The sequence below is a fragment of the Kitasatospora phosalacinea genome, from assembly GCF_000717185.1.
Taxonomy (GTDB): domain Bacteria; phylum Actinomycetota; class Actinomycetes; order Streptomycetales; family Streptomycetaceae; genus Kitasatospora; species Kitasatospora phosalacinea_A.
In genome coordinates, this window is the sequence record NZ_JNYE01000044.1 from 1 (window position 1) to 20,593 (window position 20,593).

At 73.3% G+C, this 20,593-nt stretch carries 23 protein-coding genes; 15 read left to right on the forward strand and 8 right to left on the reverse strand.

Features of this window, described 5'->3' with window-relative positions:
* Positions 1–283: 283 nt before the first annotated feature.
* Both OO57_RS46840 and OO57_RS19365 read left to right on the forward strand, forming a co-directional pair.
* The gene (locus OO57_RS46840; protein ID WP_033253809.1) at positions 284–733 is read left to right on the forward strand and encodes an HIT family protein; all 450 of its coding nucleotides are present in this window, start codon (positions 284–286) and stop codon (positions 731–733) included.
* A gap of 88 nt (positions 734–821) precedes the next feature.
* Positions 822–1,361: a DinB family protein gene (locus OO57_RS19365; protein WP_033253810.1), complete on the forward strand. Its 540-nt coding sequence runs from the start codon at positions 822–824 to the stop codon at positions 1,359–1,361.
* Positions 1,362–1,363: 2 nt separating this feature from the next.
* On the opposite strand, the gene OO57_RS19370 is transcribed toward OO57_RS19365, so the two are convergent.
* Together OO57_RS19370 and OO57_RS39580 are read right to left on the reverse strand one after the other, a co-directional pair.
* On the reverse strand, positions 1,364–2,503 hold the full coding sequence (locus OO57_RS19370; RefSeq protein ID WP_234337412.1) for a DUF2332 domain-containing protein: 1,140 nt from the start codon (positions 2,501–2,503) through the stop codon (positions 1,364–1,366).
* 244 nt (positions 2,504–2,747) lie between these two features.
* Positions 2,748–3,134: a hypothetical protein gene (locus tag OO57_RS39580; RefSeq protein WP_051777965.1), complete on the reverse strand. Its 387-nt coding sequence runs from the start codon at positions 3,132–3,134 to the stop codon at positions 2,748–2,750.
* 306 nt (positions 3,135–3,440) lie between these two features.
* On the opposite strand from OO57_RS39580, the gene OO57_RS19380 reads away from it, so the two are divergent.
* On the forward strand, positions 3,441–4,634 hold the full coding sequence (locus OO57_RS19380) for a cation diffusion facilitator family transporter (protein WP_033253812.1): 1,194 nt from the start codon (positions 3,441–3,443) through the stop codon (positions 4,632–4,634).
* Between the two features lie 176 nt (positions 4,635–4,810).
* Here OO57_RS19380 and OO57_RS43950 read toward each other — a convergent pair whose 3' ends face one another.
* Positions 4,811–5,401, reverse strand: a complete 591-nt coding sequence (locus OO57_RS43950; RefSeq protein WP_158715171.1) for a hypothetical protein — start codon at positions 5,399–5,401, stop codon at positions 4,811–4,813.
* A gap of 317 nt (positions 5,402–5,718) precedes the next feature.
* Between OO57_RS43950 and OO57_RS19390 the strand changes: the two genes are divergently transcribed.
* The gene (locus OO57_RS19390; RefSeq protein WP_051777966.1) at positions 5,719–6,753 is read left to right on the forward strand and encodes a type IV toxin-antitoxin system AbiEi family antitoxin domain-containing protein; all 1,035 of its coding nucleotides are present in this window, start codon (positions 5,719–5,721) and stop codon (positions 6,751–6,753) included.
* A 22-nt stretch (positions 6,754–6,775) separates the two neighbouring features.
* On the opposite strand, the gene OO57_RS19395 is transcribed toward OO57_RS19390, so the two are convergent.
* Positions 6,776–7,366 (reverse strand): isochorismatase family protein, encoded by a 591-nt coding sequence (locus OO57_RS19395; RefSeq protein ID WP_033253814.1) that lies wholly within the window; start codon positions 7,364–7,366, stop codon positions 6,776–6,778.
* A 193-nt stretch (positions 7,367–7,559) separates the two neighbouring features.
* Entirely contained in the window at positions 7,560–8,873 is a 1,314-nt protein-coding gene (locus tag OO57_RS19400; RefSeq protein WP_199811288.1) for a nicotinate phosphoribosyltransferase, read from the reverse strand.
* 174 nt (positions 8,874–9,047) lie between these two features.
* Between OO57_RS19400 and clpS the strand changes: the two genes are divergently transcribed.
* From clpS to OO57_RS19440, 9 genes are all read left to right on the forward strand, one after another.
* On the forward strand, positions 9,048–9,341 hold the full coding sequence (gene clpS / locus OO57_RS19405; protein ID WP_199811289.1) for an ATP-dependent Clp protease adapter ClpS: 294 nt from the start codon (positions 9,048–9,050) through the stop codon (positions 9,339–9,341).
* Positions 9,342–9,383: 42 nt separating this feature from the next.
* Positions 9,384–9,959 (forward strand): DUF2017 domain-containing protein, encoded by a 576-nt coding sequence (locus tag OO57_RS19410; protein ID WP_033253816.1) that lies wholly within the window; start codon positions 9,384–9,386, stop codon positions 9,957–9,959.
* A 160-nt stretch (positions 9,960–10,119) separates the two neighbouring features.
* Entirely contained in the window at positions 10,120–11,553 is a 1,434-nt protein-coding gene (locus tag OO57_RS19415) for an amino acid permease (protein ID WP_033253817.1), read from the forward strand.
* A 20-nt stretch (positions 11,554–11,573) separates the two neighbouring features.
* Positions 11,574–12,005, forward strand: coding sequence for a Mov34/MPN/PAD-1 family protein (locus OO57_RS19420; protein ID WP_033253818.1), 432 nt, complete (start codon positions 11,574–11,576; stop codon positions 12,003–12,005).
* 141 nt (positions 12,006–12,146) lie between these two features.
* Positions 12,147–12,260: a putative leader peptide gene (locus OO57_RS47215; protein WP_324606789.1), complete on the forward strand. Its 114-nt coding sequence runs from the start codon at positions 12,147–12,149 to the stop codon at positions 12,258–12,260.
* 119 nt (positions 12,261–12,379) lie between these two features.
* A complete protein-coding gene (locus OO57_RS19425) occupies positions 12,380–12,658 on the forward strand; it encodes a MoaD/ThiS family protein (RefSeq protein ID WP_033253819.1) in 279 nt (92 codons plus the stop codon).
* Positions 12,658–13,626: a PLP-dependent cysteine synthase family protein gene (locus OO57_RS19430; protein ID WP_033253820.1), complete on the forward strand. Its 969-nt coding sequence runs from the start codon at positions 12,658–12,660 to the stop codon at positions 13,624–13,626. Before OO57_RS19425 ends, OO57_RS19430 begins: the two co-directional genes overlap by 1 nt.
* A 214-nt stretch (positions 13,627–13,840) precedes the next feature.
* Positions 13,841–14,029, forward strand: a complete 189-nt coding sequence (locus tag OO57_RS19435; protein WP_033253821.1) for a MarR family transcriptional regulator — start codon at positions 13,841–13,843, stop codon at positions 14,027–14,029.
* Between the two features lie 191 nt (positions 14,030–14,220).
* Positions 14,221–14,973, forward strand: coding sequence for an MBL fold metallo-hydrolase (locus tag OO57_RS19440; RefSeq protein WP_033253822.1), 753 nt, complete (start codon positions 14,221–14,223; stop codon positions 14,971–14,973).
* Here OO57_RS19440 and OO57_RS19445 read toward each other — a convergent pair.
* Positions 14,961–15,878, reverse strand: coding sequence for a branched-chain amino acid transaminase (locus tag OO57_RS19445; protein ID WP_033253823.1), 918 nt, complete (start codon positions 15,876–15,878; stop codon positions 14,961–14,963). The genes OO57_RS19440 and OO57_RS19445 overlap by 13 nt on opposite strands.
* Before the next feature lie 204 nt (positions 15,879–16,082).
* Here OO57_RS19445 and OO57_RS19450 point away from each other — a divergent pair, with 204 nt between their 5' ends.
* Positions 16,083–17,030, forward strand: a complete 948-nt coding sequence (locus tag OO57_RS19450) for a helix-turn-helix domain-containing protein (RefSeq protein ID WP_033253824.1) — start codon at positions 16,083–16,085, stop codon at positions 17,028–17,030.
* Between the two features lie 12 nt (positions 17,031–17,042).
* Here OO57_RS19450 and OO57_RS19455 read toward each other — a convergent pair whose 3' ends face one another.
* Together OO57_RS19455 and OO57_RS19460 are read right to left on the reverse strand one after the other, a co-directional pair.
* Positions 17,043–18,296: a PTS transporter subunit EIIC gene (locus tag OO57_RS19455; RefSeq protein ID WP_033253825.1), complete on the reverse strand. Its 1,254-nt coding sequence runs from the start codon at positions 18,294–18,296 to the stop codon at positions 17,043–17,045.
* A 265-nt stretch (positions 18,297–18,561) separates the two neighbouring features.
* Positions 18,562–19,854, reverse strand: coding sequence for a PTS transporter subunit EIIC (locus OO57_RS19460; protein WP_033253826.1), 1,293 nt, complete (start codon positions 19,852–19,854; stop codon positions 18,562–18,564).
* A gap of 372 nt (positions 19,855–20,226) precedes the next feature.
* On the opposite strand from OO57_RS19460, the gene OO57_RS19465 reads away from it, so the two are divergent.
* Complete coding sequence (locus OO57_RS19465) at positions 20,227–20,460, forward strand: glucose PTS transporter subunit EIIB (RefSeq protein ID WP_014135942.1); 234 nt, start codon at positions 20,227–20,229, stop codon at positions 20,458–20,460.
* Positions 20,461–20,593: the final 133 nt, after the last annotated feature.

A 20,593-nucleotide genomic window follows, 5' to 3' on the forward strand; every position in this document is an offset into this window, starting at 1 on the left:
GGGTGGGGGTGGCGGGGTAGGAGATGGCGGGAGTGTGGTCGTCGGATGCCCGGAGGTGGTTGCTGTGGTGCGGTGGAAGTGTGCGGTGGCGGGGTTGGTCGTGGTGGTGGCGGGTGTGGTGGGGGTGCCGGGGGTGGCGGTGGCCGAGGGGGTGCGGGACGAGGAGCAGCGGGAGGTGTGTTCGCGGTTGTTGGACGGGTTGTTGCCGGGGCTGGTGCCGACCTCTTGGGTGTGTGCGGTGAACGGGGCGGGAGAGGGCTGAGGGCGGTCGTAGGGTGGGGGGATGACGGGTGGGGAGTGTTACGCGTGTGCCCGGGAGGGTGAGTTCGCGCGGCTGCCCGCGTACCAGCGGATCGCGGTGGACGAGCACTGGCGGGTGGCGCACGCGGTGGATTGCGCGTTGCCGGGGTGGCTGGTGTTGCTGCCCCGGCGGCATCTGGAGTCGGTGGCGGAGTTGAGTGACGCCGAGGCGGCTTCGCTGGGGGTGTGGCAGGTGCGGCTGGCGCGGGCGTTGGAGGTGGTGACGGGGTGCCGGAAGGCGTACGTGGCGCAGTTCGGGGAGGCGGAGGGGTTCGCGCACGTGCACTTCCACGTGGTGCCGCGGGCGGAGGGGTTGCCGGTGGAGTGGCGGGGGCCCCGGGTGTTCGGGTTGTTGCGGGCGGGTGGGGGTGCGGTCCCGGTGGAGCGGATGGACGAGTTGGCCGGGCGGTTGGCCGCCGCGCTGGGGGAGTGAGGGCAGGTGGCGGGGGTGGCGGGATGTCGACGGCGGGTGGCGTTCTCGCTGCTGGTGGGGCGGGTGAGGGGGCGGCCATGCTGGGGGCATGATCACTCCTGACACCAAGGACTGGACCTGGGTCCTCGAACGTCCCTGCGCCGACTGCGGCCTGGACACCCCGGCGATCGCCTTCGAGGCGGTGCCGGGCCTGGTGCGTGCGAACGCGGAGTTCTGGGTCGCCCTGCTGGGCGGTGACGGGGCGGGGTTGCGCGGGCGGCCGGGGCCGGGGGTGTGGTCGCAGTTGGAGTACGCCTGCCACGTCCGGGACGTGTTCCGGCTGTTCGACGTGCGGTTGCGGCTGATGCTGGACGAGGACGGGCCGCTGTTCGCGAACTGGGACCAGGACGCCACCGCCGTCGCGGAGCGCTACCACGAGCAGGACCCGGCCGTGGTCGCCGTCGAACTGGCGGCGGCGGGCGAGCAGTTGGCGCGTTCCTTCGAGTCGGTGGCGGTGGCCGACCGGCAGCGCACCGGTGACCGCAGCGACGGTGCCCGGTTCACCGTGGAGTCCTTCGCCCGCTACCTGGTCCACGACCCGGTGCACCACCGCTACGACGTCACGGGGCTGCCGCACCAGGTGAGTTGACGCTACGGCAGGAGGGCCGGGTCGTCCTGTGCCAGGGTGCGGGCGGGCAGGCCGTGCGGCTTGGCTTCGGCGAGCGTCTGCTGCGGGCCGGTGCCGAGGCGGGCGGTGAGCAGGAAGCGGTGGGCGGTGCCGACCCGGCGGGGCTCGAAGGCGAGGTGGAGGAACGGGGCGGCGGGGGACGAGGCGGCCGCGAGCCGGGCCAACTCGCCTTCCACGGAGCGCCATTCCCCGGCGGGGACGTACTGCCGCATGATCGAGTGCCAGACCACCGTGAGCGCGCCCTCGGCGGCCCGGACGTCGCGCAGGAACGCGGCCGCGCCGAGCCGTTCGACCGGGGCGGGCGTTTCGGCGGCGAGGGCGAGGGCGCCGTTCAGCCGTTGCACGCGCGGGAGTTGGTCGGCCCACACGTAGGAGCGCAGGGCCAGCGCGCCGTCGGCGGAGCGCGGGTCGATCGGGGTGGGGTCGCAGCCGCGGCGCTCCGTCACCCGCTGCGGCGGGGCGTCGGGCAGCCAGGCGGGCGGCTCGCCCTGCCAGGCGTCGGCGAGGACGACGGGGGAGTCCGGCGGGCCGTACGAGAAGCTCCCGGAGGTGCAGCGGAACCGGTCGGCGAGCAGGTTGAGGCCCGCGCTGGAGCCGAGTTCGTGCAGCCGCACCGGGAGGGGGGACGCGGCGGCGAGCTGCTGCTGGGCCCAGGCGAGGCCGGTGAGTAGCAGGTTGGCCCGGCCCACCTCGTTGGTCTGCGGCGGGCGGGTGAGCCACTCGCGGACGAACGGCAGGTGGGCGGCGACGGCGGCGCGGAAGGCGGGCCAGGGGGCGTCCGGGGCGGCGGGGTCGAAGTGTCCGCCGACGCTGGGGTAGTGCGCGGCGAGGTCGGGGGCCAGGTCGGACAGCACCAGGGCGTGGACGGCGCCGAGCAGGCGCAGGGCGACGGCGTCCGGTCCGGGGGCGTCCTCGTGCCCGGCGATCGCCTCGGCGCAGGGCCCGCCCGCGGCGAGGTCCTCGGCGGCCCGGCGCAGCAGTGCGGCGGACAGCGGCGAGCCCAACTCGGCGCAGGAGTCCGCCTGGTGGCGGAACATGGCCACGGCGTGGGCGAGCGGCATCCCGGGGGTCTCCGTTCTCGACGGTCGTGCGGTGGTGATCACTCGGCCCCATCCTTCGCCCGCCGGGAGCGCGGGGGTAGTGCGCCGGGGGTGATCTCGATCACCGGCCCTTCGGGCGCGACCGGCCTGGGCGGGGGAGGGAGCCGTCCGGCCCGGCGGGCGCGGTCCGCGGGCGCGGGGGCACGCCGTCGGCGGTCGAGGCGCCCCGGGGGCGCGCGGCCCGTTCCGCGCGCCCGTCGGGCGTGGTGGACATGACGGGCGCGGCGGTGCAACGGGCGCGGCGGGGTCACCAGTCGGTGGCGCGCCTGCGGTGGGTCTGGCGGAGCTGGCTGGTGATGCTGGCGGTGTCGCCGCCCACCACGTCCGCGATCTCGGGCGTGGCCAGGCCGACCACGTAGTGCAGGATCGCCAGGTCCTCGTCGCCGTCCACGTCGGGGCGCAGGCCGGCGGGTTCGGCGGTCCCGTGCTGCTCGGTGACGGTGTCGCGGAGGATCTGCCAGGCCTCGGCGGCCGGGTTCGGGCTCTCCAGGACGGTGGGCCACACCGAGGCGATCGTGTGCAGGGCGAGCCGGACCACCCGGTGGGCGGCGCCCGGCTCCTGGAACCAGACCCGGGCGTAGCTCTGGTACCTGGGCTCGTGGAGCTCGCAGAAGGCGGCGAACTCGACGGACACGTGCGGGAGTTCGGTGGACCGATCAGCGGATGCCGAGTCTGCGGCCGGGACATGACGGTCAGTCACATCAGCTGCCTCTCGATCTGGGTCCGGACGGGGAGCGTCAGCGCTCACTCTAGGCCCTCGGGTGGGTGCTGTGGGTGACAAGTCTGCTGAGATGCCCGGGCCTGGAGCGGATTCGGGCCGTTGTGTGACGACACGTCAGCAAATGCCGCCCGCCGGGTGCAGCTGCGAGAGCATCGCACCTGGTCAGAGGTGGTACATCGACAGTGGCTGCAGGGGAGTCGGTGTGCCACTGTAAGCCCCATGGGTGAACGCTGGAACGGCGACGGGACTCACCTCCACGGGCGAATCCCGGGCCACGGGCATGACCACCATCACACACCGGACCGGCCGGAGATCCCCGGCCACGACCCCCGCGACCACCACCACCCGCCCGGCGGCACCGCCCCCGGAACGGAGACTCCCACCGCGGATCGGCGCACGGAGCACCGGCACGCGCCCCACGCCGAGCCCCACGCCGCGCCCCACCACCGGCACCGGCACAACGGCCGCGGCCTGCGGCACCGCCTGGCGCACCTGCTGCGCCCGCACTCGCACGACGCCGCCGACCGGGTCGACGCGGCGATGGAGTCCTCCGCCGAGGGCCTGCGCACGCTCTGGGTCTCGCTGCTGGTGCTGGGCGCGACGGCCGCCGCACAGGCGGTGATCGCCGCGCTGTCGGGCTCGGTGGCGCTGCTCGGCGACACCGTGCACAACGTCGCGGACGCGCTGACCGCCGTCCCACTGGGGGTCGCGTTCCTGCTGGGGCGGCGGGCGGCGAACCGCAGCTACACGTACGGGTACGGGCGGGCCGAGGACCTGGCGGGCGTCGCGGTGGTGCTGGCGGTAGCGGCGTCCTCGCTGGTGGCGGGGTGGACGGCGGTGCAGCGGCTGCTGGACCCGGAGCCGGTGGGGCACCTGTGGGCGGTGGCCGCCGCGGCCCTCGCGGGGTGCGCCGGCAACGAGTGGGTGGCGCGCTACCGGATCGCCACCGGCCGCCGGATCGGTTCGGCGGCGCTGGTCGCGGACGGCCTGCATGCCCGCACCGACGGGCTGACCTCGCTGGCGGTGCTGCTCGGCGCCGGGGGCAGCGCGCTGGGCTGGCGGTACGCGGACCCGGTGGTCGGGCTGCTGATCACGGTGGCGATCCTGGGCGTGCTGCGCGGCACGGTGCGCGAGGTGGGCCGGCGGCTGATGGACGCCGTCGACCCGGCCCTGCTGGACGCGGCGGAGCGGGAGCTCGCGGCGGTGGACGGGGTGCGCGGGGTCGGCGCGGTGCGGATGCGCTGGATCGGCCACGCGCTGCGCGCGGAGGCGGACGTGGTGGTCGACCGCACGCTGACGGTGGTGGCCGGCCACCAGGTCGCGGAGGCCGCCGAACGGGCCCTGATCCGGGCCGTCCCCCGGCTGCTCGCCGCGACCGTGCACATCGACCACGCCCCGGCCGAGACGGTCTGATCACGCCGCGGGAGGGGCGTTCGGAAAACTGACGTACCGTCAGGAAGCCCGCCAGCGGGGCCAGTAGGCCCCTGGGCGGGCTTCTGCGGCTCTCGGGAGGACGGTGGGGCTTCCGGGGCGGCCCCGGCGCGCCCGGGCCGTCGACGGGCCGTACGGCGCTCCCCCGTGCGCGCCGTTCAGCGCTCGCGCGCCGCCCCGCCGGTCCGGTTCGCCCCGCCCGTCCGCTCCTCCCGACCTGCCCGGCCCGCCCGGGCCGCCGCCTCCGCCGCCGCCCGGGCCGTCGCTGCCGCCAGGGCCGCCGCGCTCTCGGCGGCGCGGGCCGCGGCCGCGACGCTGTCGGGTTCGCGGCGGGTCTGCTCGGGGATGCCGGCGGTGCGCGGGTCGGTGCGGATCTCGGTCGGAGCCCCGGTCGGAGCCTCGGTCCGGGTCTCGGTCCGGGTCTCGGTCCGGAGGGTCGTCCCGGCGGCTTCGAGGCTCTCGCGGGCGGCCAGGTAGGCCTGCACCGCGGCGATGCCGTAGACCGGCTGGATGAGCTGGTGGCCCTTGAAGAAGGGCCGGGCGGGGGCGAAGCCGGCGGCGGCCACGAGTTCGCGGATCTCGGTTATCTCCGCTTCGCTGCGCGCCGTGAAACGCACTTCCCAGCCCTTCTTGTACGTACGTCCGTCCTCCCCGCCGCGCCGGGCGGGATCCGGTTGGCGGACGTAGCCGGGCAGGCGGCCGAGGCGTAGTCGGGCGGCGCGCTGGGCTGATGTCTCGTCGCGGGGCATGTGCCCGATGGTAGGCAATTCGGGGTGGTGGCCGCCGCCAGGGGTGGTGACGTTGGGTGTGGGGTCGCTCACGTCGGGTCAGATCGCGCAGGTCGGCGGCGCGGACTCGATGGGATCGCAATGCTGTGTCGATCCGATGAAAATCGGATAGTAGAAAACAAGTCCGATCTATTACGGCAAGGGAGTGAACATCCGATACGCCGAATGGGTGAGGGTATGGGGACTTTAGTGCGGAGCAGTCCCGGTTTGACGACGGTTGCGTAACAGGTCGTCAGGTCGGGTGCTGGGTGTCAGAAGCGCGGGGGAACGTGGACGTCATGAGCTACCGGATTCCGCAGCAGCCCGTCTCCCTCGAAGAACTCGCCCGGCGCCAGCAGAACGTGGTGACCGCCAGCCAGCTCCGCGCCCGCGGGGTGCCTGCCCGCATGGTGAGCGAGCACTGCCGCAGCGGCGGGCCGTGGCAGCGGCTGCTGCCGCGGGTCTACCTGCTCCAGGAGGGCGCGCCGACGCCCGAGCAGCGGATGTGGGCCGCGCTGCTGTACGCGGCGCAGAACGGCCCGGCCGAGGAGGGGGCCCGCGAGGGGGCGGTGATCACCGGGGCGGCGGCGCTGGCGCTGTACGGGTTCGTATCGGTGCCGCGGCTGCCGGCCGTGCTCGGGGTGGAGGTGCTGGTGCCCCGGCAGCGCCGCCTGCGGGACGCCGGGCAGGTGCGGATCCGGCGCACCGGGCGGGAGTTGGAGGCCAGGTCGGTGCACGGGCTGGCGGTCGCCCCGGTGGCCCTGGCGGTGGCGGACGCGGTCCGCGAGTGGGGCGAGCAGGGCGCGTTCGAGTCCGGCCGGATCGGCCCGGGCCTGCTGCGGGCGCTGCTGCGCGAGGCGCTGGCCGGCGGCCGCGGGGGCGACTGCACGGCGGAGGAGCTGCTGGCCGAGCTGGCCGAGGCGCAGCTGCTGGCGGAGCCCCGGGTGCGGGCGGCGGTGGACGAGCTGCTGGCGGCGCGCCGGGAGGCCGCGTTCGCCGAACTGGTCGCGCTGGCGGTGGAGTTGGGCCTGCCGATGCCGCTGTGCGGCCCGGAGCTGCGGATGCGCGGCGGCACCTACGTCGCGGTGCCGGACCTGTACTGGCCGGAGGCGGCGGTGGCGCTGGAGGTCGACTCCGAGCTGCGCTGCGTCAGCGAGGGCGAGGCGGCCTGGGTGCGCGGCGGGCAGCACCGGATGGAGTACCTGGGCGTGCGGGTGGTGTACGTCGGCTCCACCCGGCTCGCCGCCGAACGGGAGTCGGTCGGCGGCGAGTTGGCCGAGGCGTACGGGATCGGCGGGGAGGACGTGGTGGAGCTGCTGGTCACCGACCGTTGAGCTGTGGCGAGTTGACGGAGCGTCAGCTGCGGACGATCGGCGTTCCGGTCAACTCGACTCCCGCGGTGCGCAGTTCGTCCAGCGCGGTGGCGGTGGTGGCGGGGGCGACGCCGGCCGTGAGGTCGAGCAGGACGCGGGTGGCGAAGCCCTCGCGGGCGGCGTCCAGGGCGGTGGCGCGGACGCAGTGGTCGGTGGCGATGCCGACCACGTCGACGTCGGTGACGCCGCGCTCGTTCAGCCAGTCGGTGAGGGTGCCGCCGTGCTCGTCGAAGCCCTCGAAGCCGCTGTACGCGGCGGCGTGCGCGCCCTTGGAGAAGACCGCCTCGACCGCGCCGGAGGTCACCGAGGGGGCGAAGTTGGGGTGGAAGCCCACGCCCTCGGTGCCGGCCACGCAGTGCGCGGGCCAGGAGCGGACGTAGTCGGGCTCGGCGGCGAAGTGCGGGCCGGGGTCGATGTGGTGGTCGCGGGTGGCGACGATGTGGGCGTAGCCGGGGGCGGATTCGGCGATCAGGTCGGTGATCGCGGCCGCGACCTCGGCCCCGCCGGCGACGGGAAGGCTGCCGCCCTCGCAGAAGTCGTTCTGCACGTCGACGACGATCAGGGCCCGGTGCATGGCTGGCTCTTCTCTCGTGGGCTCGTTCGGGGGGTGCGGTCCGAAGCCCCCGGGGGGTCTCGGCCGCGGTGGCGTCAGGGAGCCCGGGCGGGGCCCGGACGGTACGGCGGTTGGCACTCTAGGCAGTGCCGGGCCGGGGGCGGAAGGCCCGGCGGGCAAAGCCGGGCAAAGCTCCGGCCCGGGCGCGCCGGGTTCAGCCGGCGTACCGCTCGGTGGTGATCACCGGCTCGCCGCGGGAGAGCTGGGTGGCCGACAGCGGCAGGGCGGCGCGGGCCCGGCGGTGGCGCTCGCGGGCGGCGTCCAGCGTTTCGCGGCCGACCACCTCGCCGTCGGTGATCAGCGGGACGTGCAGCAGGTGCGGCTCCAGCTCGGCGGGGACGGGGCCGGTGCCGACCACCTCGGCCTCGGCGACGCCGTCCCGGTCGGGGCGGCGGGCGGCCCACTTGCGGCCGCCGACGCTGCTCTTGCCGCCCGCCGAGCGCTTGGCGACCGGGACGAGCTCGCCGCCGGGCACCGACTCGCGGGCGACCAGCTTGTAGACCATCGCGCAGGTCGGGTGGCCGCTGCCGGTGACCAGGCTGGTGCCGACGCCGTAGCCGTCGACCGGGGCGACGGCGAGCGCGGCGATGGCGTACTCGTCCAGGTCCGAGGTGACGATGATCTTCGTGTCGGTGGCGCCGAGCTCGTCGAGCTGGCGGCGCACCCGGTGGGCGAGCAGGGTCAGGTCGCCGGAGTCGATCCGGACGGCGCCCAGCTGCGGGCCGGCCACCTCGACGGCGGTGCGGACGGCCTCGGCGAGGTCGTAGGTGTCCACCAGCAGGGTGGTGCCGCGGCCCATCGAGTCGACCTGGGCGGTGAAGGCGTCCTTCTCGCTGTCGTGCAGCAGGGTGAAGGCGTGCGCGGCGGTGCCGGTGGTGGGGATGCCGTAGGTGAACCCGGCCTCCAGGTCGGAGGTGGCGGCGAAACCGGCCAGGTAGGCGGCCCGGGCGGCGGCCACCGCGGACTGCTCGTGGGCCCGCCGGGCGCCCATCTCGATCACCGGGCGCCCGCCCGCGGCGGCGGTCATCCGGGACGCGGCGGCGGCGATCGCCGAGTCGTGGTTGAGGATCGACAGGATCACCGTCTCCAGGATCACCGCCTCGGCGAAGCTGCCCTCGACGGTGAGCAGCGGCGAGCCGGGGAAGTACGCCTCGCCCTCGGGGTAGCCGTGCACGCTGCCGGTGAAGCGGTAGTCGGCGAGGAAGCGCAGGGTGTCCTCGTCCACCACCCGCTGGTCGGCCAGCCAGTCGAGTTGCGGCGCGGTGAAGCGGAAGTCCTCGATGGCGTCGAGCACCCGGCCGGTGCCGGCCAGCACGCCGTAGCGGCGGCCGTCGGGCAGGCGGCGGGTGAAGACCTCGAAGACCGAGCGGCGGTGGGCGGCGCCGCTGCGCAGCGCGGCCTGCAGCATGGTCAGCTCGTAGCGGTCGGTGAGCAGCGCGGAGCTGCGGTGCGCGGTGATGGCGTCCATGGGAATAATGCTACTACCACTTAGCGTCAGTTTGACGATTTCTCTCGCGGGGGGACCCGTGTCGGACCGTGTCGGACCGCGCCGGGCCGTGCCGGGCACCCTGATTCGCTCCTGCGTCCCTCGGATGGAAGCATGGGACGGGGGGAATCCGAGGTCGACGAGGAGAGACGGACTGTGAGTGTCGCGCCGGTGGAGGTCGAGCGCCCCGAGGTGGAGGGGGTTCCGGTCGCGGAGCCGGACACGCCGTGGGTGACCATCGTCCACAACGACCCGGTCAACCTGATGAGTTACGTCCAGTACGTGTTCCAGAGCTACTTCGGCTACCCGAAGGACAAGGCGCACGAGCTGATGATGGACGTGCACCACAAGGGCCGGGCCGTGGTCTCCAGCGGCACCCGCGAGGAGATGGAGCGCGACGTGCAGGCGATGCACGGCTACGGCCTGTGGGCCACCCTGCAGCACGACTGACGGCCCGTCACCCACCATCCACGAGGGACTGATTCCACACACATGGCCGGTTTGTTCGAGAGTGCGGGCAACGGCGGCGCGGCGATCGCGCTGGACGAGTTCGAGGCGTCCATCCTGCGCTCGCTGGAAGTGCAGATGCTGGAGCTGATCGGGCCGCCGCCCGGCGGGGAGAGCGACGACCCGCTGGCCGCGCTGTTCGCCGAGGGCCCGAGCGAGGCCCCCGCGGACCCGGCGCTGCTGCGGCTGTTCCCCGACGCGTACGGCGGGCCGGGGGCGCCCGAGGACCCGCAGACGGCCGAGATGGCGTCCGAGTTCCGCCGCTACACCGAGCTGGACCTGCGGGCCCGCAAGCGCGAGGACGCGCTGTTCGTGGTCCGCGGGCTGGACGGGCTGGGCGGGGAGGGCGGGGTGCTGGAGGTGAAGCCCGGCGACTTCCCGCACTGGCTGGGCGCCCTGAACGACCTGCGGCTGACCCTGGGCAGCCGGCTGGAGGTCACCGAGGAGGACGAGGAGGGCCTGTACCGGCTGCCCGAGTCCGACCCGCGCAAGCCGCTGGTGATCGCCTACCTGTGGCTGGGCGCGCTGCAGGAGAGCCTGCTGGAGGCGATGGCGGGCTGAGCGCCCGCCCGGCCGACCGTTTCGTTCATATGGTCCGATTGCTCCGGAGGCGCCCGGATGTGAGCCGTTCCGGGGCCTTCGCGTGGTTCACTGCTGCCTCCCCGGGAAGACGGGGCCCGTCGGCCGCCCGGCCGGCGCGGACCGGGAGGCGAGGCGGCGGATGACGCAGCAGGTGACGGACGAGACGGCCGGGCCGGTCCCCGGGGAGGAGGAGGGCTACCAGCGCGGCCTGGGCAGTCGGCAGATCCAGATGATCGCGATCGGCGGCGCGATCGGCACCGGCCTGTTCCTCGGCGCGGGCACCGCCATCTCCAAGGCCGGTCCCAGCCTGGTCCTCAGCTACGCGGTGGCCGGCGTGGTGATCTTCGTGATCATGCGGGCGCTCGGCGAACTGCTCACCTACCGCCCGGTGGCCGGGAGCTTCGCCGAGTACGCCCGCGAGTTCCTCGGCCCGTTCGCCGGGTTCGCCACCGGCTGGACGTACTGGCTGTTCTGGGTGGTCACCGGCATGGCCGAGACCACCGCCGCCGCCGTCTACGTCCGCTTCTGGGCGCCCGGCGTCCCGCAGTGGACCACCGCGCTGGCCTTCCTGCTGCTGCTGTACGCGGCCAACCTGATCTCGGTGAAGCTGTTCGGCGAGATCGAGTTCTGGTTCTCCATGGTCAAGGTCACCGCGATCCTCGGGATGATCCTGATCGGCGTCGGCGTGCTCACCCTCGGCTTCTCGGACGCCGGGGACACCGCCTCGGTCGCCAACCTGTGGCAGGACGGCGGCTTCTTCCCCGAGGGCGTCGGCGCCACCGTGATGACCCTGCAGATCGTCATGTTCGCCTACGTCGGCGTGGAACTGGTCGGCGTCACCGCGGGCGAGAGCGAGGACCCGGAGAGGACCCTGCCGCGGGCGATCAACACCCTGCCGCTGCGGATCGCGCTGTTCTACGTCGGCGCGCTGGTGGTCATCCTGTCGCTGGTGCCGTGGAGCGAGTTCCAGCCCGGCGTCAGCCCGTTCGTCGCCGCCTTCGGCAAGGTCGGCATCCCGGCGGCGGCCGGGATCGTCAACTTCGTGGTGCTCACCGCCGCGCTCTCCTCCTGCAACTCCGGGATGTACTCCACCGGCCGGATGCTGCGCGACCTGGCCCTGCGCGGACAGGCCCCCGGGCGGCTCACCCGGCTCAACGCCCGCCGCACCCCCGCCACCGCGATCACCGTCTCCTGCCTGCTGATGGGCGCCGGGGTGGTGCTCAACTACTGCGTCCCGGAACGGGCCTTCCAGTACATCACCTCGGTCGCCACCGTCTGCGGCCTGTGGACCTGGGGCGCCATCCTGGCCAGCCAGATCCGCTACCGCGCCGCCTGGACGTCCGGGCGGCTGCCCGCCCCCGGCTTCCGCGCCCCCGGCGGCAACTGGAGCCGCGCCCTCGCCCTGGCCTTCCTCGCCCTGGTCGCCGTCCTGATCGGCGTCGACCCCGACACCCGGATCTCGCTGTACGTCTTCCCCGGCTGGGCCCTGTTCCTGGTGGTCGGCTACGCGGTGCTGCGCCGCCGCGACCGGGCCGCCGCGCACCCCGACGGCCGCCCGGCCGGGGGCGGCTGACGCCTCGCTATCCTGGCCGCATGCTGACCATCACCCGAGAACTGCGCGACCGGATCGTCGCCCACGCCCGCGCCGACCACCCGGACGAAGCGTGCGGCGTGGTCGCCGGACCGGCCGGCACCGGGCGTCCCGAGCGGTTCGTCCCGATGCTCAACGCGGCCCGCTCGCCCACCTTCTACGAGTTCGACTCCGGCGACCTGCTCAAGCTCTACCGCGAGATGGACGACCGCGACGAGGAGCCGGTGGTGGTCTACCACTCGCACACCGCCACCGAGGCCTACCCCTCCCGCACCGACGTGAGCTACGCCTCCGAGCCGTTCGCCCACTACGTGCTGGTCTCCACCGCCGAGGGCACCGGCGAGGAGGACCCCTACCAGTTCCGCTCGTTCCGCATCGTGGACGGCGTGATCACGGAGGAAGACGTCGAGGTGGTCGAGGCGTACGCCGCCTGACCCCCGCCCGCCCGGCGACGGGCCGGTCCGACCTGCGCCCCGCGCTGCGGACCGGCCCGTTTTCTCATGCCTCGGAACGCCGCGGACCGGATGCCGAGACAAGCATGTCAAAGCGGGGTCGGGAATCTATACGATGAGTCCATGCGTTCCGTCGATGTGAGCAATCAGGCCCCAGGCATCCGCCTCGTGGCGCGCCTGCACGTCGACCTGTGCCGGCTCGCCAGCGCGATCTGTCCCGGCACCGCCGCGCGCTGACCGCCGACCGGCAGAGCCGACCGCCACACCAGACCGCCCGCCCCGCCGCCCCGGGGCCCTTCCCCCTGCCGCGCCCCGCCCGGCCCGGCAGCCCGAACCCACTCCACAGGAGCGCAGCCATGGCCATCGAGGTCCGCATCCCGACCATCCTCCGTACCTACACCGACGGCGCCAAGGCCGTCGACGGCAACGGCGCCGACCTCGGGGAGCTCTTCACCGACCTCGACTCCCGCCACCCCGGCATCGCCGCCCGGCTGCTGGACGGCGGCGAGCTGCGCCGCTTCGTCAACGTCTACCTGAACGACGAGGACGTCCGCTTCCTGGACGGCGTCTCCACCGCGCTCTCCGACGGCGACAGCGTCACCATCCTCCCGGCCGTGGCCGGCGGTATGAAGTAATGCGCTACGACAGCCCGATCGAGGCCATCGGCAACACGCCCCTGGTGCGGTTGCCGAGGCTCTCGGCCGGCATCCCCGGGAACGAGGACGGCCGGGTCACGCTCTGGGCCAAGCTGGAGGACCGCAACCCGACCGGCTCGATCAAGGACCGCCCGGCGCTGCGCATGATCGAGCGCGCCGAGGCGGAGGGCCGGCTGACCCCGGGCTGCACCGTCCTGGAGCCCACCAGCGGCAACACCGGCATCTCGCTCGCCATGGCGGCCAAGCTCAAGGGCTACCGGATGGTCTGCGTGATGCCGGAGAACACCAGCGAGGAGCGCCGCGAGCTGCTCCGGATGTGGGGCGCCGAGATCATCCCCTCGCCCGCCGCGGGCGGCTCCAACACCGCGGTCCGGATCGCCAAGGAGATCGCCGCCGAGCACCCCGACTGGGTGATGCTCTACCAGTACGGCAACCCGGACAACGCCGGGGCGCACTACGCCACCACCGGCCCGGAGATCCTCGCCGACCTGCCCACCGTCACCCACTTCGTGGCGGGCCTGGGCACCACCGGCACCCTGATGGGCATCGGCCGCTACCTGCGCGAGAAGGTCCCGGGCGTGCAGATCGTGGCCGCCGAGCCCCGCTACGACGACCTGGTCTACGGCCTGCGCAACCTGGACGAGGGCTTCGTCCCCGAGCTGTACGACGCCGAGGTGCTCACCACCCGCTTCTCGGTCGGCTCGGCCGACGCCGTCACCCGCACCCGCGAACTGCTCCAGCAGGAGGGCATCTTCGCGGGCGTCTCCACCGGCGCGGTCGCGCACGCCGCGATCGGCGTGGCCCGCAAGGCCGCCAAGGCCGGGGAGCGGGCGGACGTGGTGTTCGTGGTCGCCGACGGCGGCTGGAAGTACCTGTCCACCGGCATCTACACCGCCGAGACCACCGAGGCGGCGGTCGAGGCGCTGCAGGGCCAGCTCTGGGCCTGAACCGACGGCGGCACCACGGCGCGGCACCCCGTCCGGGGGCCGCGCCGTCCGCTTGTCCGATCATCGATCCGCTGTGACAACGCAGCATTTGTCCGTTCCGGGTGACTGGTTCGTCACGGAACCGCCACCGCGCCGGTCACGCCCCGGCCGCCGCGGACCACCCCGCCAGGCTGGCGGCGCACCACTGGTTCGCCGTCTCCTGGAGGTGGGCGCGATGCCCGGCCGAGAGCTCTGGTCCTACGTCGAGATCGGCCTGCACATCAACGTGCAGACCGAGACCGTGCGCAACTACAAGCGGCACGGACTGCTGCCCGAGCCCGACCGGGTGGACACCGCGGGCCACCCCCGCTGGTACCCGGAGACCATCCGCGCCTGGGCGCTGGCCCGCCCCGGCCGCCGTTAGCACACCCTTCGAACGCCCCCGCCCCGTCCTGGTGATTCCGCCCACAGCCCGGCACGGGAGAGGGGGCAAAGTGCCGCCCGGCCCTTACTCTCGACAGTCAAAGCACCGACGGAGTCGAAGAACCCCGCCCCGCCCGACCGGCGGTGCGGACGTCCGCGGACGATGGCCCGGCGGGGCGGGAAGGGCTCGGCATGAAACTGACCGTGGTGGGGTGCTCGGGGAGCTTCCCGTCCGTGGACTCCCCGTGCTCCAGCTACCTGGTGGAGCACGACGGCTACCGCCTGGTCGTCGACCTGGGCAACGGCGCGCTCGGCGCCCTGCAGAAGTACACCGGCCTGTACGAGGTGGACGCCGTCCTGATCAGCCACCTGCACGCCGACCACTGCGTCGACCTGTGCGCCTACTGGGTGGCCCGCAACTACCGGGTCGAGGGCTGCCCCGACCCGCTGCCCGTGCACGGGCCGAGCGGCACCGCCGGACGCCTCGCCCGGGCCTACGACATGCCGGAGAAGCCCGGCATGACCGAGGTCTTCGACTTCCGCGACCTCAGCGACGGCGCCCGGCTGGAGCTCGGCCCGTTCACCGTCACCGCCGTCCGGGTCAACCACCTGGACTGCGAGGCGTACGGCTTCCGGATCGAGGCGGGCGGCCGCAGCCTGGTCTACTCCGGGGACACCGGCGTCTGCCCCGGCCTGGTCGAACTCGCCCGCGGCACCGACCTGTTCCTGTGCGAGGCGGCCTACACGGACGGCAAGGAGACCTTCGACTCCATCCACCTCAACGGCACCCAGGCCGGCGAGCACGCCGCCGCCGCCGGCGCCGCCCGGCTGGTCCTCACCCACGTCCCGCCGTGGACCGACGCCGAGCGCAACCGCACGGACGCCGCCGCGGTCTTCGCCGGACCGGTCGAACTCGCCCGCGCCGGGGCCGTCTACGAGCTGTGAACCGGCGTCAGCCAGTGCCGGTACCGGGCGTCGGCGCCACTCACCGCGGCCCGGTACGCCTCGGCCAGGCGCTTGGTCAACTCACCCTCGGCGGAGGGTAGTTCGCGGTTGTCCAGGGAGGCCACCGGGACCACCCCGGCCGCCGTCCCGGAGACGAACAGCTCGTCGGCCGCGTACAGGTCCGAGCGCAGCAGGCTCTCCACCCGGACTTCCACGCCCAGCTCCCGGGCCAGCGTCAGCAGGGTGTCCTGGGTGATGCCCTCCAGGGCGCCCGCACTGGCCGGGGTGGTGCGCAGCACGCCGCCGCGGACCGCGAACACGTTCTCCGAACTGCACTCGCTGACCGTGCCGTCCGGCGCCAACAGCAGCGCCTCGTCGAAGCCCGCGTCGGTCGCCTCCCGCCGGGCCAGCGCCGAGTTGAGGTACGGGCCGGTGGCCTTCGCCGCCGGGGGGACGGAGTTGGGGTCGGTGCGCCGCCAGCTGCTGGTCATCAGCCGCAGCCCGCGGCCCGCCTCCAGGTAGGCCGGCCACTCCCAGGAGGCGATCGACACGCTGGTGGGGGAGTTGCGCATGTCCAGCCCCATCGAGCCGTAGCCCAGGAACGCCAGGTGCCGCAGGTAGCAGGAGCGGTGGCCGTTGGCCGCCACCAGCGCCACCGTCGCCGCCGCCAACTCCTCCCGGCTGTACGGGAGTTCGATACGCAGCATCCGGGCGCTGCGCTCCAGCCGGGCCAGGTGCTCGTCCAGCCGGAACACCGCGGGCCCGTCCGCGGTCTCGAACACCCGGGTGCCCTCCAGTACCCCGGTGCCGTAGTGCAGCGCGTGCGTCAGCACGTGGACGCGGGCCTCCTGCCAGGGCACCAGCGCGCCGTCGAACCAGATCACGGAAGACTCGGGAATCGCCATGCCGACCATCCTGGAGACCCCGGGCCGCCCGGCGAAGGCCCCCGGCCGCGCCGGATCAGGCCATGGCCGCCACCGGAGCCCCCGTCTCGGATGCCGGACGCCCGCTGTCCCGGCCGCGCCCCTCGCGCGCCGCCCGCCCGTCCGCCGTCTCGCATGCTGAAAACCGCGGTCCGTCCGCCGACCGCGGCCCTAGGCTCCCGGAGGGTGGAGACCAGCACCGCCCTGTACGCCCGCCTGCTCGCTGAACCCGGCCTGCCGCTGGACTCCCTGCGCGAGGAACTCGGCTGCCCGGAAGGGGAGTTCGAGCAGGCGCTGGGCGAACTGCGCGGCCTCGGGCTGCTCCGGCAGACCTCCGCCACCGGCAGCGGGGTCACCGCCGTCTCGATCGACACCGCGGTGCGCCGCCTGCTCGCCGACTCCGACCGCCGCTTCACCGCACTGCTCGGCGAGGCCCGCCGCACCCGCGAGCAGGTCGAGCACCTGCACGCCCGCTACCTGCCGCTGCAGACCGGCACCGCCCACGAACTCGTCCGCGGCGCCGACCGGGTCGCCGCCCTGCTGGAGGACGCCGCCCGCGGCGCCCGCACCGAGGCGCTGTCGCTGCGCCCCGGCCAGGACCAGTCCGAGAGCGGCCTGGCCGGGAAGCTCGCCCGCGAGCGGATCGCGCTGGCCCACGGGGTGGTGCTGCGCACCATCTACCCCGCCGCCGCGCTGCACCAGGGCCCGGTGCTGGCCCACGTCCAGGCGCTGACCGCGGCCGGCGCGCACATCCGGGTCGCGCACACCCTGCCGCTGTGGCTGATCGTGGTCGACGCGGGCCTGGCCGTGCTGCCCGCGCCGGGGGAGCCGCCGGGCAGCGCGGCCGTGGTGGTCCGCGACCCGGCGGTGGTCGGCGTGGTCCGCGAGCTGTTCGAGCACTTCTGGGCGGCCAGCTGGATCCCGCCGGAGCTGCTCGGCCGCACCACCCCCGACGACCGCCACCGCGAGGTGCTGCGCCTGCTCGCGGCCGGGCTCACCGACCAGGCGATCGGCCGCAAGCTGGAGGTCTCCGACCGCACGGTGCGCCGCCTGGTCGCCGACCTGACCACCGCGCTGGGCGCCCAGTCGCGCTTCCAGGCGGGCGTGCACGCGGCCCGGCTGGGCTGGATCTAGCGCCGCCGGGGACTACCCGTCCTCGAGGCCGTCGTCCTCCTCGCGGCCCGGGGTCCTCAGGTCGAAGCGCAGGATGACGAAGCGGAAGAGCGTGTAGTAGACCACGGCGAAGCACAGGCCGATCGGGAGGATCAGCCAGGGCTCGGTGGCCAGGTTCCAGTTCAGGACGTAGTCGATGACGCCCGCGGAGAAGGTGAAGCCGTGGTGCACGCCCAGCGCCCAGGTGAGGGCCATGGACAGGCCGGTGAGCACGGCGTGCAGGGCGTACAGGACGGGGGCGATGAACAGGAAGGCGAACTCGATCGGCTCGGTGATGCCGGTGACGAAGGAGGTCAGGGCGAGCGAGAACATCATGCCGAGGACGGCGCGGCGGCGTTCCGGGCGGGCGCAGTGGGCGATGGCGAGGGCGGCGGCGGGCAGGCCGAACATCATGATCGGGAAGAAGCCGGACATGAACTGGCCGGCTGCGAGGTCGTGCTGGAAGAACCGGGTCTGGTCGCCGTGGAACTCCTGGCCGCCGGCCCGGTACGTCCCGGCCTGCTGCCAGAAGAAGGTGTTGGCGAACTGGTGCAGGCCGAACGGCAGCAGGCCCCGGTTGATCAGGCCGAACAGGCCGGAGCCGAGCGCGCCGAGGCCGATCGTCCAGCTGCTGAAGCGGTCGACGACGCTGCCGATCGGGCCCCAGCACAGGCCGAAGAAGACGCCCAGGGCGGTGCCGACGAAGGCCATCACGATCGGGACCAGCCGCCGCCCGTTGAAGAAGCCGAGCCAGTCGACCAGCCGGGTGCGGTGCAGCCGCTGCCACAGGACCGCGGAGAGCAGGCCGACCACCACGCCGCCGAGCACGCCGGGGTCCTGGTAGGTGGCCGCGACGTCCGGGCCGGGCAGTTCCTGGTAGGCGGTCTTCGGGAAGGCGGTGAGGACCTGGTGGTAGGTGAGGAAGCCGACCAGGGCGGCGAGCGCGGTGGAGCCGTCGGACTTCTTGGCGTAGCCGATGGCGATGCCGATGCAGAACAGCAGCGGCATCCAGTCGAAGACGGCGTGGCCGGAGGCGGAGAAGACCTCGGCGACCCTGGTCCAGCCCAGGCCCTGGTCGCCGAAGACGTCCTCCTTGCCGAGCCGCAGCAGGATGCCCGCGGCGGGCAGCACGGCGATCGGCAGCTGGAGGCTGCGGCCGATCTTCTGGAGGGACGCGAAGACCCGGGAGCGCAGCTCCCGGCCGCCGGACGCCGCCGCGGGCCGGGAGTTCTGCGCGGACGTACTCATAGCGGTGGTTCCTCACGGCAGCGCGGTCTTGGTCTAGACCACTTAAGGTCTCGTTCAGCTTTCTAGCACGGGCCGAACGGGCTCCGGAACCCTCTTAAGGTTCGCGGGGGACAAGCGCTGCGGAATCGAAACCTGGGCCGGGTTGACGCCGGATCAATTGACGTGGATCTCACGCCTTTTGGTTTGACAGGAAACAAAGTGCGCCCCCGGACGGGAATTCCTCCCGCCGGGGGCGCCGCGGCTCCGTGGCCGAGCCGGCCCGGGATCAGGCCTTGGTCACGTCCTCGACCTCGTCGTCGTCCTCGCGACCGGGGGTCTTGAGGTTGAACTTGACGATGACGAACCGGAAGACCACGTAGTAGACCGCCGCGAAGCACAGGCCGATCGGGATGATCAGCCACGGTTTCGTGGCCAGGTTCCAGTTGAGCAGGTAGTCGATCAATCCGGCCGAGAAACTGAAGCCGTCGTGGACGCCGAGCCCCCAGGTGACCGCCATCGAGACGCCGGTGAGGATCGCGTGGATGCCGTACAGCAGCGGGGCCACGTAGGCGAAGGAGTACTCGATCGGCTCGGTGACGCCGGTGACGAAGGAGGTCAGCGCGACCGAGAACATCAGGCCGTAGATCTCCTTGCGCCGGTGCGGCTTGGCGCAGGAGGCGATGGCCATCGCGGCGGCGGGCAGCGCGAACATCATGATCGGGAAGAAGCCGGAGAGGAACTGGCCGGCGTCCGGGTCGCCCGCCAGGAAGCGGCCGATGTCACCGGTGCCGGACTTGCCGGTCTCCGGGTTGGTGTACTCGCCGAACTGGAACCAGACGAAGGTGTTCAGCAGCTGGTGCATGCCGATCAGCAGCAGGGCGCGGTTGGCGACGCCGAAGATGCCGGAGCCGACGGCGTCCAGGTCGGAGAGCCACTTGGAGAAGTCGGCCAGGCCGTCGCCGATCGGCTGCCAGATCCACACCATCAGCGAGCCGAACAGCAGGCCGACCAGGGCGGTGATCATCGGGACCAGGCGGCGGCCGTTGAAGAAGCCGAGCCAGTCGACCAGCTTGACCCGGTGGTAGCGCACCCACAGCCAGGCCGAGAAGAGGCCCATCAGGATGCCGCCCAGCACGCCCGGGTTCTGGAAGTCGGCCGACTCCACGGTCTTGTCCGTGTAGTTGACGCAGATCGAGTGGTCGAGCGTCGAGCCGGCCGGGCAGTCCTTCGGGAACGCCTGCAGGACGGTGTAGTAGACCAGGAAGCCGGCCACCGCGGCGAGCGCGGTCGAGCCGTCCGCCTTCTTGGCCATGCCGATCGCCACGCCGATGCAGAACAGCAGCGGCAGGCCGAGCGCCGGGTTGAGCAGCGCGCCGCCGGCGGCGCCGATCGCCGCGGCGACCTTGTCCCAGCCGAGGCCGTCCTTGCCGAAGATGTCGTCCTGGCCGAGCCGGGTCAGCAGGCCCGCGGCGGGCAGGACGGCTACCGGCAGCTGGAGGCTGCGGCCCATCTTCTGCAGGCCGCCGTAGAAGGTGTGCCACCACGTGGACTGGTGCGCCGTGGCGCCTGGTGAACTCATCGTCGGCCCTCCGCTGCCGTTCCCGTCCCCCGCTGGGGGTTCATCCGTGCGCGGGGCCAGGAACACCGGCGGACCGTTCTGCGTTGTCCCGAGTACACCTAGGATTGGTGTAGACCATTTTCGAGGCAGTGGCGGTCCGCGGGTTCGAGAACCCGATGATCGTCATCCTCCGGCGGCCGCGGAGGCGGCCGCGCGCGGAGATAGCCCGAAAGTGGACTAACGTGGCATACCGGTCGGAATCGGGTGATGCTGGTCGCGCCGTCGGAAGACGCGGCAAACTGATCCCGGGTCACCTCCGGCCGGCACCACCGCACACGCAGTACGGCACCCGGCGACCGACCGCCGAAGCGCCGAGACAGAGGGAGAAAGACCATGGCCAGCAAGGCTGAGAAGATCGTCGCCGGTCTCGGCGGAATCGAGAACATCGACGAGGTCGAGGGCTGCATCACCCGGCTGCGCACCGAGGTCCACGACGCCTCCAAGGTCGACGAGGCGGCGCTCAAGGCGGCCGGTGCCCACGGTGTGGTGAAGATGGGCACGGCCATCCAGGTCGTCATCGGCACCGACGCCGACCCGATCGCCGCCGAGATCGAGGACATGATGTGAGCTGAGCCCCCCGCGGGCCGCTCCACCCGTACGGCCCGCCCGCACGGCCCACTCGCACGGCCCGCCCGCCGGGGACCACCGGTCGGCGGGCCGTCGCGCGTGCGCCCCCGCCGGGGGGCGGACGGGGACCCGA

Excerpts from the sequence above, each read along its gene's own strand:
- OO57_RS19415 (WP_033253817.1), top strand. The coding sequence starts at position 10,120 with ATGACGCAGCAGGTGACGGACGAGACGGCCGGGCCGGTCCCCGGGGAG.
- OO57_RS19460 (WP_033253826.1), bottom strand. The coding sequence starts at position 19,854 with ATGAGTTCACCAGGCGCCACGGCGCACCAGTCCACGTGGTGGCACACC.
- OO57_RS19365 (WP_033253810.1), top strand. The coding sequence starts at position 822 with ATGATCACTCCTGACACCAAGGACTGGACCTGGGTCCTCGAACGTCCC.
- OO57_RS46840 (WP_033253809.1), top strand. The coding sequence starts at position 284 with ATGACGGGTGGGGAGTGTTACGCGTGTGCCCGGGAGGGTGAGTTCGCG.
- OO57_RS19445 (WP_033253823.1), bottom strand. The coding sequence starts at position 15,878 with ATGGCGATTCCCGAGTCTTCCGTGATCTGGTTCGACGGCGCGCTGGTG.
- OO57_RS19390 (WP_051777966.1), top strand. The coding sequence starts at position 5,719 with ATGAGCTACCGGATTCCGCAGCAGCCCGTCTCCCTCGAAGAACTCGCC.
- OO57_RS43950 (WP_158715171.1), bottom strand. The coding sequence starts at position 5,401 with ATGCCCCGCGACGAGACATCAGCCCAGCGCGCCGCCCGACTACGCCTC.
- OO57_RS19395 (WP_033253814.1), bottom strand. The coding sequence starts at position 7,366 with ATGCACCGGGCCCTGATCGTCGTCGACGTGCAGAACGACTTCTGCGAG.
- OO57_RS19440 (WP_033253822.1), top strand. The coding sequence starts at position 14,221 with ATGAAACTGACCGTGGTGGGGTGCTCGGGGAGCTTCCCGTCCGTGGAC.
- OO57_RS19420 (WP_033253818.1), top strand. The coding sequence starts at position 11,574 with ATGCTGACCATCACCCGAGAACTGCGCGACCGGATCGTCGCCCACGCC.
- OO57_RS19380 (WP_033253812.1), top strand. The coding sequence starts at position 3,441 with ATGGGTGAACGCTGGAACGGCGACGGGACTCACCTCCACGGGCGAATC.
- OO57_RS19425 (WP_033253819.1), top strand. The coding sequence starts at position 12,380 with ATGGCCATCGAGGTCCGCATCCCGACCATCCTCCGTACCTACACCGAC.
- OO57_RS47215 (WP_324606789.1), top strand. The coding sequence starts at position 12,147 with ATGCGTTCCGTCGATGTGAGCAATCAGGCCCCAGGCATCCGCCTCGTG.
- OO57_RS19410 (WP_033253816.1), top strand. The coding sequence starts at position 9,384 with ATGGCCGGTTTGTTCGAGAGTGCGGGCAACGGCGGCGCGGCGATCGCG.
- OO57_RS19430 (WP_033253820.1), top strand. The coding sequence starts at position 12,658 with ATGCGCTACGACAGCCCGATCGAGGCCATCGGCAACACGCCCCTGGTG.
- OO57_RS19400 (WP_199811288.1), bottom strand. The coding sequence starts at position 8,873 with ATGGACGCCATCACCGCGCACCGCAGCTCCGCGCTGCTCACCGACCGC.
- OO57_RS19435 (WP_033253821.1), top strand. The coding sequence starts at position 13,841 with ATGCCCGGCCGAGAGCTCTGGTCCTACGTCGAGATCGGCCTGCACATC.
- OO57_RS19465 (WP_014135942.1), top strand. The coding sequence starts at position 20,227 with ATGGCCAGCAAGGCTGAGAAGATCGTCGCCGGTCTCGGCGGAATCGAG.
- OO57_RS19455 (WP_033253825.1), bottom strand. The coding sequence starts at position 18,296 with ATGAGTACGTCCGCGCAGAACTCCCGGCCCGCGGCGGCGTCCGGCGGC.